Source organism: Parapusillimonas sp. JC17 (assembly GCF_052180245.1).
Classification (GTDB): domain Bacteria; phylum Pseudomonadota; class Gammaproteobacteria; order Burkholderiales; family Burkholderiaceae_B; genus Parapusillimonas.
The window spans coordinates 158594-172409 of record NZ_CP197474.1 but is presented as its reverse complement, the minus strand read 5'-3'; the positions used below and the strand labels follow the sequence as shown (position 1 = coordinate 172409).

The following is a 13816-nucleotide window of genomic DNA, read 5'->3' as shown; positions in this document are numbered from 1 at the left end:
GCATGAGGTCTTCGCTCAACGCAGTCTATGGCTGGCTGCTTCTGCTGCCGGCCATAGTCCTGCTCGCCGCCTTCACCCACTATCCGGCGCTGGCCACTTTATGGAACAGCTTCCAGTCCACGCCCAAGGCCAACCGGCCCGCCGTGTTCGTCGGCGTGGACAACTACGCCGCCATGGCCGACGACCCGGTGTTCTGGCAGGCGCTCTGGAACAACCTGGCCTACGCCCTGATCACCATTCCCGTGTCGGTGGCGATCGCGCTGGTCATGGCGCTGTGGGTGAACCGGCAAATCGCCGGCCGCGGTTTCCTGCGGCTGGCGTATTTCACGCCCACGGTCCTGCCCATGGTCGCCGTGGCGAACATCTGGCTGTTCTTCTACACCCCGCAATACGGCCTGGTGGACCAGATCGCCGGCGTGTTCAACCTGCCGGGCATGAATTGGCTGGGCAATCGGTCGACGGCCCTGCCGGCGCTGATGATCGTGACCATCTGGAAGGAATCCGGTTTCTTCATGATTTTCTACCTGGCCGCGCTGCAGCAGATTTCGCCTTCCCTGCGCGAAGCGGCCCTGCTGGAGGGCGCCTCGCGCTGGCAGTACTTCTGGCGGGTGCTCCTGCCCCTGTTGATGCCCACGACGCTGTTCGTGCTCATCAACGCGCTGATCAACGCCTTCCGGCTGGTGGACCACGTCCTGGTCATGACCAAAGGCGGGCCGGACAATGCCAGCACCCTGCTGCTGTTCTATATCTATGAAGTGGGATTCAGTTATTGGGATACAGCCTATGCCGCCACGCTATCGGTGGTGCTGCTGCTGATCCTGTCGCTCACCGCCCTGATCAAGTTCCGCTGGCTGGACCGGCGGACGCACTACCAATGACCCATAAACTCGATACCCTGGGTGCGTGGCTGCTGGGCCTGCTATGGTTCCTGCCGCTGGCATACACCGTGTGGGCGGCCTTCCACCCTTCGGCCTATGCCACGCAATTCGATCTGACCGCGCCGCTGACGCTGGGCAATTTCAAGGCGGCTTGGAACGCTGCTCCGTTTGCGCGGTATTTTTTGAACACGTTCATCCTGGTCACCATGGTTCTGGCCGCCCAGCTGGTACTGTCGACGCTGGCGGCCTATGCCTTCGCCCGCTTCGAGTTCCCAGGCCGCGACTTCATGTTCATGCTGGTGCTGCTGCAACTGATGATCATGCCCGACGTGCTGATCGTCGAGAACTACCGGCTGATGTCCTGGCTGGGGGTGCGCGACACCATCTTCGCGGTAGGGCTGCCGTATTTCGCATCGGCTTTCGGTATCTTCCTGCTGCGGCAGACGTTCAAGACCGTGCCGCGCGAACTGGAAGAAGCGGCGCGGGTGGAAGGCGCCAACCGCTGGCAGATCCTGCTGAAAATCTACGTGCCGCTGGCCAAGCCGGTTTATGTCGCCTACGGGCTGGTTTCGGTCAGCCACCACTGGAACAACTTCCTGTGGCCGTTGATCATCACGAACTCGGTCGAGACGCGCCCGCTGACGGTGGGCCTGCAGGTGTTCGCGTCGACGGACCAGGGCATAGACTGGTCGATCATCACCGCCGCCACGCTGCTGAGCGCCGCGCCGCTGCTGGTCGGTTTTTTGCTGTTCCAGCGACAGTTCGTGCAGTCGTTCATGCGGGCGGGGATCCGCTAGGGTTGAAGGGTCAGACCCCGTATGGGGCCTGACCCCCGCACACTAATAGCCCGCCGCAATAGAAGGGGTCAGACCCCGTACGGGGTCTGACCCCAGCGGCGACTGACTCCAGCGACTAATAGCCCACCACCAGGCCCGGCACATCAACCGTGATGCGCGGGCGTTCCAGCGCCAGCACGGCCTGCCGCGCGAAGGCGTCCACGGCTTGCTGGTCTTGGGTGAATCCGGAATAGCCCTGGGCATCGGCCACCCCCAGGATCTTGTCCAGCAGCAATACCTTGCCGCTGGGCCGCAATGGCTCGCATCCCAGGCGCTCCCATTCCTGATCGAACCAATCGCGCGCCGCCCGGATTGATTCAGGGGCCGGCTGGACGTCGACGTCCAGCTCGATTTCCTGACGAGGGCTGAAAACGATTCTTACCGTGCCGCGCATGGATGCCCCCGTTACCATTTGGGCGCCGGTTCCCAGATGACGTCGGCATCGTGGTCGCGCGACAGGCGCAGCATGGCCAACAGGGGGAAGGCGCGGCGGCGGAAGCTGACCGACTGCGAAATGGGGTGGGTCCTGGAATCGTTATCGTCGTCGTTGTCGGTGTATTCGGTTTCGGTATCGAGCGCCATGGCATGTTCGATGCCCTTGATGGCATCGTCCAGCTGGTCGCGCGTAATGACGCCGCGCTCGGGCAAGGTATCGGTATAAGGCTTGCCCGCTGCCTTGAGGATGGGCAAGGCGTGCTTTGAAAACATGAGCACTTCGGCAGCTGCTTTAGAGTGAAAGACGACTAGCATTTCGGTTTCCCTCAATAGACACAACCATACACTACTCTATCTTCAAAAGCCTGCCAAGCGGGAAGATATGGCGTGCCTTCATCCGGAGCCGCCATGCCGCAATCGCCGTTCACCGCCAGACTGTTCCGCATCATCCTGTTATCGCTAAGCATGCTGTGCGCGGCTGCGCATGGCCAGGGCGTCTGCAGTCCTCCTGCACTGGGCGACCCATGCGTGCTGGGCGGCATCGCGACGGCGGGCGCAACCGAACCCGCTCTCGGGCTGGGCGCCGGCAATCCCATACATCTTGGCACGGGCAACAAATACCAGCATGAAATCGACCTTCCCGCAGCCCCGCCGGCCCCGGACCTCGAACTCAGCCGCCACTACAACGCGATGGCGCCGCAACGCGGCATCCTCGGGCGCGGCTGGACGCTGTCCTACGACACCCGCCTGCGCCGCGCCGGCCCGAACTGGCGCATCGTTCAGGCCGATGGCAGCCATATCGAGTTCCAAGGCATTGCAGGAATGCCGATGGCGAATGCGCACGGATCGCTCCAGCGTGAACGGGACGGCTGGGTCTGGCGCTGGCCCGACGGACGCATGCTGTGGTTCGATCAGCAGGGGGATCTGAGCCGCATCCGAGGGGCCGCCCGAGGGGTCAGACCCTATCGCCCAGGGGTCAGACCCCGTACGGGGTCTGACCCCGCCCCCCACACCACCATACACCGTCATGCCGACGCGGGCCCGCTCGCCGGAACGATCGAACGGATCAGCGCATCCGACGGGTCGGCGCTTATCTTCCGCTATCGCGTCGACTCGGGTACCGCGTACCTGGATCACGTCGATACCCGCCACGGGCGATTTCAGTATCGGTATGAGCAAAGCGGCGACCATGCCGAGCCGCGCCTGTCCGCCGTCATCCGCCCCGACGGCATGCAGCGCCGCTATCTGTATGAAACTGCGCTTCAGTCCGGAAACACCCACGCGTTGACGGGCATAGAGATCACCGATGCGACAGGCGGGCAGGCAGAGCGCGTGAACACCTGGGCCTACGATGGCCAGGGCCGCGCGATTCAATCCATCGCCGGCGACCCCGCCCACCCCCGTTCGCGCCTCACCATCGAGTACCGGCAACCCGTATCCGCCTCGACGGACGGCCTGACTGTGGTGCATGGCGATGCTGCGCAAAGCACGTCGTTTCGCATCGGAATGCGCGGTGGGCGCCACGTGCTGCTGGCGTCGGATGGACCCGGCTGCACGGGCTGTCCGCCAACGGGCCAGCGCGCCGAATACGACGATCATGGCCGCCTGAAGCGGCTCAACGAGACCGAGCTGATCCGCCATGCGGACGGCCGGCTGCAGAGCATCATGCCTCAGGCGTCCGGCTGGCCGGGCCTGGCCCTGCACTACCATGCCGGCGAACGGCGGCATGCGTGGTCGTCCGAGCTGACCGGATACGAAACGCTGCTCTACACCGCGCGCGGGCTGCCGCAGCGTCGCGTCTTTGCCAACGGCGACAGCACAAGCTATGACTATGATCGACAGGGGCGGCCAGTGCGCATCACCAACATTTCCGGCATGCTCAGCGATATCACGACGCTGGCCTGGAAAGGCACCGTGCCGATACGCATCCAGCATCCTCAGGAAACCGAATGGCGCGACTACGACGATCGCAAGCGGCTGCGCCGCCGTTCCGTGCGACGGGTGTCCGCCGTGCCGGGCCCCATGCTGAATTACGATGAGTCCTTCGACTATGACGAACAGGACCGTCTGATCGCGCACCATCTGCCCGAGGGCGGATCCATCCGCTATCGGTGGGGTGCCGGCAAGCGTCTGCTTGCCATCGCCTGGCATCCGGAATCGGGCCGGCCGCAGACCGTCATCGATAGCGTGCCGGGGCTGGCGGGCTATCGCTACGGCAATGGCCTGCATCTGCATGTCGCCGCCGGGCGGGATGGGCAGGCCAGGCAGTTGGTGCTGTCCAGCGACTCCTCCCTGATGTGGGTGGCCGACCTGGCTTATGACGGCCGCGGGTTGCTGAGCAGCGAAACCCATCATCTGCCCGGCCATGCCGCGGCCCTCACGCAGCATCATGCCTACGATGCCCACAACCGGCTGACCATGTTTCAGGACGCATCGGGCGACTCCACATGGTTTGCCTGGAATGGGGACGGTTCTTTGGCGCTCATGCGCAGCGCTCGGGCGTCGATGCGTCCCGACATCCGGCGCGACGCCACGGGCCTGCCGAAGGCGGTGGGCAAGCACGAACTGGCCTATGGGGCGAACCGGCGCCTGGCACGGGTGAGCCTGGACGGGCGCCCCGTCGCCGACTATCTGCATAATGCCTTCGGCTACCGGATCGCCAAACGCAGCGACGCCGCCAATGTCGATTACTTCTATCTGGACAACCGGCTGGTCGCGGAAACAAGGCACGCCGCCGGCCCGGTGCAACCGGTATCCGGGCCGGCGCGGATGCGAGTCAGCAGGCGCTATCTGTATGCGCATCATGTCCCCGTCGGCTTCATCGACTATCCCGGCCCAGGCAACGGCACGGCAACCTTGTATGCGGTACACGCCGACACCGCCGGTGCGCCGGCGCTCGTCACCGACGCCCGGCAAGCCATCCGCTGGTCCGCGCGCTATGGCCCCGGTGGCCAGGCACAGGACATCCGCGGCGACCTGAGGCTGGACTTGCGGTTGCCGGGCCAGGCGCACGACGACGAAACCGGGTGGCACGACAATCTCCTGCGTACTTATCTTCCCGGCCTGGGCCATTATCTTGAGCCCGACCCTCTCGGCCCCCTGCCCGGCCACCAGGCCCTGGGCTATGCCGGGCAACAGCCGCGCCGCTACGCCGACCCCATGGGCCTGTTGCTCTTCGCCTTCGACGGCACACGCAACAGCGCCGATACGCACAGCAATGTCTGGAAACTGAGCCAGGCCTATGGCGACGGCGCGGCACACTATCACGCCGGGCCCGGAAATTCGCTGTACCTGGACTGGGACGCGGTCACCGCCTGGCGGGCGTCGCGCATCATCGAGAACCAGTGGCAATCCTTGCTGAACGGCTTGAGCAGCGCCTCGGGCGGACGCGAGCACGTACCTATAGACATCATCGGTTTTTCGCGCGGAGCCGCCCTGGCCCGCCACTTCGGCAACCTGATCGCCGAGCGGATGCACGGCCGGCTTTTCAGCTACGATGATCCGGTACGCGGCTCCATACGCACCTGCGTCGATTTGCGGTTCATGGGCCTGTTCGACACGGTAGCGCAATTCGGCCTGGCGGGCAGCCACAACAGCCAGTACGACCTGACCATCGCCTCGGCATGGGACTGGGTGGCCCACGCGGTCGCCCTGAACGAGCGCCGCTGGCTTTTTCCCGTCAGCAGCGTGGCGGACTCCGCCGGCGCCAACACGGTCGAAGCGCCTTTCATCGGCGCACACTCCGACATCGGCGGCGGCACGCTTTACGATGACGGCGGCCAGCCCTTGCGGCACGGCGACCTGTCCGACGTCGCCCTGAACTGGATGCTATGGCAGGCGCGTGCGGCAACAGCCGATTTCCGCCTGTCCGATCCAGGCGACCGGGAAATCAGCTCGCCTATCCTGCATGACGAACGCAGCCCCGTCCTGCGCAGCGTCCAGGACGGCGACCGCAGCGTACTCGCCGCCGATGGCAGCAAGACTCATGAGTATCAGGACGACCACTTTCGTCTCGGACGGCGCTTGCGCGCAAGCGCGGAAACCCTGATCGCCCGGCATGATGATTGGCGCAGCCGCGAAAGCCCCGAAGTCGGCACGGTGGACCTGGACGGCTATGCCAAGTGGCTGCATGAAGAACTGGGCTGGGGCGCTCAGCCTGGGGTCAGACCCCGCATGGGGTCTGACCCCTGACCCCTCCAAAGGGAAAATCACGCTATCATTTAACCCTCTGACGTCCGCGCGGCCACCCCGCGCCGGGCGCCTTGGCCGCGCCCCATGCGGTCCGGCCTTCATATCGATCCGTTTACACACACATCTTATGCTTCCTGGGCAACAACAACAGCTGATTTCGCTTCTACAAGCCGCCGTAGGCGCCATCGTTCCCGAGGCCTCGCCCGTCATCCTCCTGGAACGCCCCAAGGTCGCCGCCCACGGCGATGTCGCCACCAACGTGGCCATGCAACTGGCGAAGCCGGCAAAGCGAAATCCCCGCGAACTCGCGCAACAGGTCGTCGACGCCCTGATGGCCGACCCGGCAGCGGGCGGCCTCGTCGCCTCGGCGGAAATCGCAGGCCCGGGCTTCATCAATTTCCGACTGTCGACCGCGGCCCATCAAGCGGTATTGACCGCCATCGCGCAGGAACCGGAGCGCTTCGGCCACCAGCCGGCCAAGCAAGAAAAGCTGCTGGTGGAGTTCGTCTCGGCCAATCCCACCGGCCCGCTGCACGTGGGGCATTCCCGGCAGGCCGCGCTGGGCGACGCCCTGTGCCGGCTGTTCACCGCGCAAGGCTACGACGTCACGCGCGAGTTCTACTATAACGACGCGGGCAACCAGATCGACAATCTGGCCATCAGCGTCCAGGCGCGCGCCCGGGGCATCGAGCCCGACTCTCCCGACTTTCCGGCCGACGGCTACAAGGGCGACTACATCGTCGACATCGCCCGTGATTTCCTGGCCGGCGCAACCGTCCAGGCATCCGACGGCGAGCCGGTCACGGCCAGCGGCAACCTCGACAGCCTGGACGACATCCGCGCCTTCGCCGTGGCGTATTTGCGCCGCGAACAGGACCTGGACCTGAAGGCCTTCGGCTTGCAGTTCGACAACTATTATCTTGAAAGCTCGCTCTACACCAGCGGGCGGGTCGACGACACCGTCAAGGCGCTGATCGCCTCCGGCCACACCTATGAAAGCGAAGGCGCGCTGTGGCTGCGCACCACCGAGCTCGGAACAGGCGACGACAAGGACCGCGTCATGCGCAAGTCCGAGGGCGGCTACACCTATTTCGTGCCCGACGTCGCCTATCACGTCGCCAAATGGGAGCGCGGCTTCCATCGCGCCATCAACATCCAGGGTTCGGACCACCATGGCACCGTGGCCCGCGTGCGCGCCGGACTGCAAGGGCTGGACCTGGGCATCCCCAAGGATTTCCCCGCCTACATCCTGCACAAGATGGTGAAAGTGGTGCGCAACGGGCAAGAGGTCAAGATCTCCAAGCGCGCCGGCAGCTATGTCACGATGCGCGACCTGATCGACTGGGTCGGCCAGGATGCCGTGCGCTACTTCCTGATCCAGCGCCGCGCCGACTCTGAATTCGTCTTCGACATCGACCTGGCCCTGTCCAAGAGCGAAGAAAACCCGGTCTACTACATCCAGTACGCGCATGCCCGTATCTGTTCGATGCTCGCCCAGTCGCCCGAGCTTGCCGGGCGGCTTGCCGATGCGCCGGTCTCGGTGCTGACGGCACCGACCGAAATCGCGCTCATGCAGCGGCTGGCGGAATATCCCCAGACCCTGTCGCTTGCCGCCCAGGAGCTGGCCCCGCACCACCTGGCCTTCTGGCTGCGCGATTGCGCGGCCGACTTCCACGCCTGGTACAACGCCGAGCGCGTGCTGGTCGATGACGAAGCGCTCAAGCAGGCGCGCCTGCGTCTGGCGGGAGCCACGCGCCAGGTCATCGCCAACGGCCTCAATCTGCTTGGGGTTTCCGCCCCTGAAAGGATGTAAGCTCTTCACATGGCCCGCTCCAGTCGAAAATCCTCCAGCGCAAAATCCGGCAGCACCCTGTTCGGCATCCTGATCGGGCTGATCGTCGGGCTGGCCGCCGCCGTGGCGGTCGCGTTGTTCGTCACCAAGGTTCCCATGCCCTTCGTGGACAAGGCCAGCCGCGATCCCGCCAAGACCTTGCTGCCCGATGTACGCGATGCGCCCGATCCGAACATAGGCTTGTATGGCAGCAGCGCGCCGGCGGGGTCCGGCGCCGGCGGCCCGACCATCACCACGCCGTCGCCGCTGCCGGATATTCCTCCCGTGGCATCCACCCCGGGGCCGGTCGCGCCGGGGCAGGACAGCATCGGCAACCTGATCGCCAGCCTGGCCGACGCCCCGGCGGCCGCGCCGTCGAAGCCGCCCGCCGCAGCCGGGGCAGGCGCCAAGCCGGTCGTGCCGGGCACCGAGCCGCCGCCCGCAAGCAGCAAGCCCGCCGCCGGCACCCAGACCACCTATTACCTGCAGGCCGGCGCCTTCCGGTCCGAATCGGATGCGCAGGCAATGCAGGCAAGAATACTCATGCTGGGCATGCCGGTACAACTGCAGAAAGCCCAGGTCAACGGCGGCACCGTGCATCGCGTGCGCGTGGGCCCATTCAAAGGCATCGACGAAATGAACCGTTCGCGTGAACGCCTGGGCAGCGAAAAAATCGAATCCTCCGTCGTACGGCCCTAGGGCTGCCATCGTCTTTTAGCGCTGGCAGACCCCAGGCCGCCACACGGCGGTGAACTTGTACAGGCTTGGCCAGTCTTAATGTGTTTGACCTTACTGGAAACCCGAAATGTCGCTTAAATCCCTGCTCTTGCGCGCCGTCGCATGCCTTGCCGTCAGTACCGGAACATTTCTGGCGCCGGCCGTCCAGGCCCAGGCCGCCAATGCCAAGTATGTCACCGTAGAACCCGCCCAGCCGTCCGACACGGCAGGCAAGATCGAAGTCCTGGAGTTTTTCGCCTATACCTGCCCGCATTGCAATGCGCTCGAGCCGATGGTCGAGAAATGGTCCAAGACACTGCCTGACAACGTGGTGCTGCGCCGTGTGCCGGTGGCATTCAATGCCAGCATGGAAGATCTGCAGAAGCTGTACTACTCGCTGGAAGCCATGGACCGCCTGGACTTGCACCCCGCCGTCTTCAAGACCATCCACGTTCAGCGCAAGCGCATTTTCGACGCCAACGCGATCACCGACTGGATCGCCGACCAGGGCGTGGACCGCAAGGCTTTCCAGGACGTCTTCAATTCCTTCGGCGTCAAGTCCAAAGTCATGCGCGCCAACGAACTGGCCAAGGCCTACAAGATCGACGGCACGCCCAGCGTGGCGGTGGGCGGCAAGTACGTAACATCGCCGTCCTTGGCCAATAGCTACGAAGGTACGGTGCAGGAAGCGCAGCGCTTGCTGGATACGCTCAAGTAAGCCGGGGGCGGTCTATCACCGGCTTGCGGTGTTTCAGGTTGCTGATGACGGCCAGCCCTTGGCTGATGGGGCAGTCGGGCTCCCGTGCACCGGTCCCGCTGGCGCGGGACTACCCGGTCAAGGCCAGGCTGTCGGGGCGTGCGCATAACTCACGCCCACCGGGCCGGTGGCCCGAAAACGGGCGTTCAAACAGATGCGCCCTTGCTTCCCCGCCATCCCGTCCTTGCCCGGCGGCGCCCGAAGTCGCCCTCCTCACCCCATCAGCCAAGGGCCGGCCTCACAATAACTCTGGTTGAGACGGTGTTGGGGTCAGACCCCGTACGGGGTCTGACCCCCAAAGTCGTCTCAATTCTCACGAATGCAGGTCAGCTTGGCGTATAGGGGTTGAGGGCGACTTTCGGAGGTGCCGGGTTTGGCTTGGGAGCCAGGGATGCACGGCCGGGACTGTCTGAGAACGCGCTTTCGGGCCAATGGCCCGAGCGTTCGAGTTTCCCGGCCGCCCTGGATCCGGGCCAAACTCGGGAAGTGCTGGCCGGGGGCCAGCACCACCTACGACGGAGCCCGATGCCCCTATACGTCGAGCTGGCCGTGTCCAGAGACCGAGAACAACCACAACCAGCAGAAACTCAACCCCGGGCTTTGACCAGCGCCTGGGTAAGATCAGCGATCAGATCGGCAGGAGATTCCAACCCGATATGGAAGCGGACGACGGCGTTCTGGCTGGGCTGCCAGTAGCCATGGCACTGAATCGATCCATGATCGACCAGCTGAACCAGGCTTTCGAAACCGCCCCATGAAAAACCGATGCCGAACAGCGCAAGCGCGTCGACGAATCGACGTGCGGCTTGCGGGTCCAGGCTGAGCTCTACGGAAAGCATGCCATTGGAGCCGGTGCAATCGCGCTGCCACAAGGCATGGCCCGCGTCATCCGGCCATGCGGGATGGTAGATGCGAACGGTCTCGGGGCGCGTTGCCAGGAAGCGGCAGATCTCCATCGCGTTGGAGGCGGTCTGGCGCATGCGCAAAGGCAGCGTGCGTATGCCCCGGATGGCCAGCCAGGCGTCATCCGCGCTGACGGAATATCCCATGGCGTAATGCGTGTCGTTGATGCGCTTGACCAATGCGGGGTCTTTGGCCATGACCGCGCCCAGCATCAAGTCGGAGTGCCCGCCCACGTATTTGGTGCCGGCCACGACGGAGATGTCCGCGCCCAAGTCCAGCGGGCGATAGATATACCCAGAGCCCCAAGTATTGTCCGTGGCAAGCACCAGGCCATGCTTGCGCGCGAACTCCGCCAGTGCGGGAAGGTCCAGCATCTCGAACAGCAGGGAGCCGGGCGACTCGACGTACAGCATACGGGTATTGGGCTGCAGACGAGCCTCGAGCTCGGCCACGGTAGCGCGGCAATAGCTGACCTCGATGTCCATGCGCGACAATACGGTCTTGTCGAGGTAGCGCACGGGACCGTAGGCGCAATCAGCCACCAGCACGTGATCCTTGCTCTTCAACACGCTGAAGAAGGCCAGGGTAATGGCCGCCAGGCCCGACGAGGCCAGGTAGGCGCGTTGCGCCCCCTCCAGCTCGCAGAACATTTCCTCGAGCGCGGCATGGGTATCCATGCCCACACGGCCATAGGTCACGGCGCGCTCCCCCTTTGCCTTGTCCACCTGAGCGCGTTCGAGCGCCGCAAGGTTCTGGAAGCGGACGGTGCTGGTGCGCATGGAGGGCAGTGCGACAGGCGCCGCGCCTGTGATGGGATCGAACTCGGCGGTGCCGGCGTGCTGCAGCCGTGTATCCAGGTGTTTGGAAGCGTCGTTAGCCATGTTGGTTGCGAAGGGCCTTAAAATTTGCGAACCGCATAATCATAGCCCCACATAATACCAACCATGCTTACCGTCGACATCGCGCTTTCATTTTTCGGCATCGCCGTGCTGCTGGGGCTCTCGCCAGGCCCGGACAATCTTTTCGTGCTCATGCAGTCCGCCATGTGGGGACGCGCTTCGGGCATGTTCGTGGTGCTGGGGCTCTGCACCGGCCTGATCGGCCATACGATGGCGGTGGCCGTCGGACTGGCGGCGTTGTTCGCCACATCCGAGACCGCATTCACGGTGTTGAAGCTCGCCGGCGCCCTGTATCTGGTCTATCTCGCCTGGGGCGCATTTCGAGCGCCCGCCACGCTCAGCGCGGGGGAAAAGCCGCCCGCGCAAAGCCGGCTGCGGCTGTATCAGCGCGGCATCATCATGAACCTGAGCAATCCCAAGGTGTCCATCTTCTTCCTGGCCTTCCTGCCGCAGTTCACGGACCCGGCCCGCGGCTCGGTCGCCTTGCAGACGCTGAGCCTGGGCGCCCTGTTCATGCTCGCCACCCTGCTGGTCTTCGGCCTGGTGGCCTGGTTCGCCGGCGCCCTGGGAGAGCGCATGCAAAAATCGCAGCGCGCCCAGCGAGCGCTGAACTGGACCGCCGGCACCGTGTTTCTGAGCTTGGCGCTGCGGCTGGTGTTCACGGAAAGATGAGGGCAGCCCCGCGTGGGAAGACGAGGGGTCAGACCCCATCAAGAACTGAAATAGGGTCAGACCCCGTACGGGGTCTGACCCTAGGACACGCGCTGAAAGCGGATGACGCCGTCGTCGCCGGTCTGGCGCCGGAGCTTGCCGTCGAAATACAAGGCATGCAGGTGGGCCAACGCCTCGCCCATGGCGAAGGTGAGCTGATGCAGGTCGAGCTTGCGTTTGAACATCACCGGGACGATATCCGCCGTGCTCTTGGGGTTAGCGCAGGCATCCAGGACCTCTTCGAGGCGCTCCGCGTGATGCGCATGCTGCTGCGCAATGCGCTCGTGCAAGCCGCGGAAAGGCCGGCCATGCGAAGGCAGAACAAGCGTGTTTTCAGGCAGGTCATCGTAAGCGCGCAGCGAGTTCAAATAGAGCGGCAAGGGATTGCCGTCGGGCTCGTAATCGAACACGCTCACGTTGGTGGAAATTCGCGGCAGCACCATATCGCCGGAAATCAGCAACTGCAGCGTGTCGCAATACAGCGAAGCGTGTTCGGGCGCGTGGCCGTAGCCTACGATCACCTTCCATTCACGGCCGCCGATCTGCAGGCGATTGCCGTCCATCATGCGGGTGTATCGGGCAGGGACATCAGGCACCAGGCTGGGGTAGTAGCCGGCACGCTGGCGAATCTGTTCCTGCGCATCGGGGTCCGTCAGACCGTGACGCGCAAAATGCGCCGCGGCCGATACGCCGTTGGGGCCACTGCCTTCCGCCGCCGGGCGGGACCACAGGCGCGCAACGCTCCAGTCCGTCATGGTCATCCACAAGCGCGCATCCCATTTCTCGCACAGCCAATTTGCAAGGCCGACGTGGTCTGGATGCATGTGCGTCACCACGACCCTGAGCACAGGCAAGCCGTCCAGCACGTTCTTGAAAACCTGCTCCCAGATTTCCTTGACTTCATCACGGCTGACACCGCAGTCAACCACCGTCCAGCCTTCGCGGCCGTCGATTTCATCGCGCAACAGCCAGAGATTGATGTGGTCGAGCGCAAAGGGAAGCGGCATGCGTATCCATCGCACGCCGTCCGCCACGGCCATGGCGTGGCCGGCGGCGGGAAGCTCATCGCCGAACGGATACGTCAGCTTCATTTCATTGGGATTCATTCTGTCTCCATCTCGATAGCGGAAATGCCTTTTAACTCATATTATGGCATCATCAATTACGTTAACGTAAACGGTAACCCATTTCGATGACCGAATCCCACTGGACCATCTCCGATCTGGCGCAGGAATTCGCCATCACACCCCGCACACTTCGCTATTACGAAGACCAGGGCATCGTGAGCCCTGCGCGGGACGGCCGTAACCGTATCTATTCCTCCCGGGATCGCACGCGACTCAAGCTGGCCTTGCGCGGCAAGCGCCTGGGCCTGCAGCTGTCCGAGATCCTCAGTCTGATCAATATGTACGATGCGCCGGACGACACGGCGGCCCAACTGAGGTATTACATCGACATCCTGGAGAAGCACCGCGCCACGCTGCTGCAGCAACAAAAAGACTTGCGCGAAACCCTGGCCGAGATCCAGGCACAGCTGGATCATTGCCAAGGTCTGTTAAGCCAGCATAATTGATTTTTTGGGTCAGACCCCGCATGCGGTCTGACCCCAGCCGCGGCCCCCCCGCTTCTTCCCACGCCCCGCCAGTTCCGAACGAGAA

At 64.1% G+C, this 13816-nt stretch carries 12 protein-coding genes; 8 read left to right on the top strand and 4 right to left on the bottom strand.

Going from position 1 to position 13816, the window contains the following annotated elements:
- Window positions 1–2: 2 nt before the first annotated feature.
- Together ACSBPU_RS00770 and ACSBPU_RS00765 are read left to right on the top strand one after the other, a co-directional pair.
- On the top strand, window positions 3–878 hold the full coding sequence (locus ACSBPU_RS00770) for a carbohydrate ABC transporter permease (RefSeq protein ID WP_442594693.1): 876 nt from the start codon (window positions 3–5) through the stop codon (window positions 876–878).
- A complete protein-coding gene (locus ACSBPU_RS00765; RefSeq protein ID WP_442594691.1) occupies window positions 875–1675 on the top strand; it encodes a carbohydrate ABC transporter permease in 801 nt (266 codons plus the stop codon). Before ACSBPU_RS00770 ends, ACSBPU_RS00765 begins: the two co-directional genes overlap by 4 nt.
- A gap of 115 nt (window positions 1676–1790) precedes the next feature.
- On the opposite strand, the gene ACSBPU_RS00760 is transcribed toward ACSBPU_RS00765, so the two are convergent.
- Window positions 1791–2108, bottom strand: a complete 318-nt coding sequence (locus ACSBPU_RS00760) for a hypothetical protein (RefSeq protein ID WP_442594689.1) — start codon at window positions 2106–2108, stop codon at window positions 1791–1793.
- Between the two features lie 11 nt (window positions 2109–2119).
- Window positions 2120–2464, bottom strand: a complete 345-nt coding sequence (locus ACSBPU_RS00755) for a DUF1840 family protein (protein WP_180071108.1) — start codon at window positions 2462–2464, stop codon at window positions 2120–2122.
- Window positions 2465–2536: 72 nt separating this feature from the next.
- On the opposite strand from ACSBPU_RS00755, the gene ACSBPU_RS00750 reads away from it, so the two are divergent.
- The 4 genes from ACSBPU_RS00750 (at window position 2537) to ACSBPU_RS00735 (ending at window position 9606) form a co-directional block, all read left to right on the top strand.
- Window positions 2537–6340 (top strand): phospholipase effector Tle1 domain-containing protein, encoded by a 3804-nt coding sequence (locus tag ACSBPU_RS00750; RefSeq protein ID WP_442594687.1) that lies wholly within the window; start codon window positions 2537–2539, stop codon window positions 6338–6340.
- Window positions 6341–6467: 127 nt separating this feature from the next.
- Window positions 6468–8153 (top strand): arginine--tRNA ligase, encoded by a 1686-nt coding sequence (gene argS / locus ACSBPU_RS00745; RefSeq protein WP_442594685.1) that lies wholly within the window; start codon window positions 6468–6470, stop codon window positions 8151–8153.
- Between the two features lie 9 nt (window positions 8154–8162).
- On the top strand, window positions 8163–8870 hold the full coding sequence (locus tag ACSBPU_RS00740) for an SPOR domain-containing protein (RefSeq protein ID WP_442594683.1): 708 nt from the start codon (window positions 8163–8165) through the stop codon (window positions 8868–8870).
- 106 nt (window positions 8871–8976) lie between these two features.
- The gene (locus ACSBPU_RS00735) at window positions 8977–9606 is read left to right on the top strand and encodes a thiol:disulfide interchange protein DsbA/DsbL (RefSeq protein ID WP_442594681.1); all 630 of its coding nucleotides are present in this window, start codon (window positions 8977–8979) and stop codon (window positions 9604–9606) included.
- 626 nt (window positions 9607–10232) lie between these two features.
- Here the strand turns inward: ACSBPU_RS00735 and ACSBPU_RS00730 are convergent.
- Complete coding sequence (locus tag ACSBPU_RS00730) at window positions 10233–11429, bottom strand: trans-sulfuration enzyme family protein (protein ID WP_442594679.1); 1197 nt, start codon at window positions 11427–11429, stop codon at window positions 10233–10235.
- A 63-nt stretch (window positions 11430–11492) separates the two neighbouring features.
- Here ACSBPU_RS00730 and ACSBPU_RS00725 point away from each other — a divergent pair, with 63 nt between their 5' ends.
- The gene (locus ACSBPU_RS00725; protein ID WP_442594677.1) at window positions 11493–12119 is read left to right on the top strand and encodes a LysE family translocator; all 627 of its coding nucleotides are present in this window, start codon (window positions 11493–11495) and stop codon (window positions 12117–12119) included.
- Between the two features lie 80 nt (window positions 12120–12199).
- On the opposite strand, the gene ACSBPU_RS00720 is transcribed toward ACSBPU_RS00725, so the two are convergent.
- A complete protein-coding gene (locus tag ACSBPU_RS00720; RefSeq protein WP_442594675.1) occupies window positions 12200–13264 on the bottom strand; it encodes an MBL fold metallo-hydrolase in 1065 nt (354 codons plus the stop codon).
- 86 nt (window positions 13265–13350) lie between these two features.
- Here ACSBPU_RS00720 and ACSBPU_RS00715 point away from each other — a divergent pair, with 86 nt between their 5' ends.
- Window positions 13351–13731, top strand: a complete 381-nt coding sequence (locus tag ACSBPU_RS00715; protein ID WP_442594673.1) for a MerR family transcriptional regulator — start codon at window positions 13351–13353, stop codon at window positions 13729–13731.
- The last annotated feature ends 85 nt before the right edge of the window (window positions 13732–13816 follow it).

What these genes read in the sequence shown, in the direction of transcription:
- ACSBPU_RS00740 (WP_442594683.1), top strand. Translation starts at nt 8,163, where the DNA reads ATGGCCCGCTCCAGTCGAAAATCCTCCAGCGCAAAATCCGGCAGCACC.
- ACSBPU_RS00725 (WP_442594677.1), top strand. Translation starts at nt 11,493, where the DNA reads ATGCTTACCGTCGACATCGCGCTTTCATTTTTCGGCATCGCCGTGCTG.
- ACSBPU_RS00760 (WP_442594689.1), bottom strand. Translation starts at nt 2,108, where the DNA reads ATGCGCGGCACGGTAAGAATCGTTTTCAGCCCTCGTCAGGAAATCGAG.
- ACSBPU_RS00720 (WP_442594675.1), bottom strand. Translation starts at nt 13,264, where the DNA reads ATGAATCCCAATGAAATGAAGCTGACGTATCCGTTCGGCGATGAGCTT.
- ACSBPU_RS00765 (WP_442594691.1), top strand. Translation starts at nt 875, where the DNA reads ATGACCCATAAACTCGATACCCTGGGTGCGTGGCTGCTGGGCCTGCTA.
- ACSBPU_RS00770 (WP_442594693.1), top strand. Translation starts at nt 3, where the DNA reads ATGAGGTCTTCGCTCAACGCAGTCTATGGCTGGCTGCTTCTGCTGCCG.
- ACSBPU_RS00730 (WP_442594679.1), bottom strand. Translation starts at nt 11,429, where the DNA reads ATGGCTAACGACGCTTCCAAACACCTGGATACACGGCTGCAGCACGCC.
- ACSBPU_RS00755 (WP_180071108.1), bottom strand. Translation starts at nt 2,464, where the DNA reads ATGCTAGTCGTCTTTCACTCTAAAGCAGCTGCCGAAGTGCTCATGTTT.
- ACSBPU_RS00735 (WP_442594681.1), top strand. Translation starts at nt 8,977, where the DNA reads ATGTCGCTTAAATCCCTGCTCTTGCGCGCCGTCGCATGCCTTGCCGTC.
- ACSBPU_RS00715 (WP_442594673.1), top strand. Translation starts at nt 13,351, where the DNA reads ATGACCGAATCCCACTGGACCATCTCCGATCTGGCGCAGGAATTCGCC.
- argS (WP_442594685.1), top strand. Translation starts at nt 6,468, where the DNA reads ATGCTTCCTGGGCAACAACAACAGCTGATTTCGCTTCTACAAGCCGCC.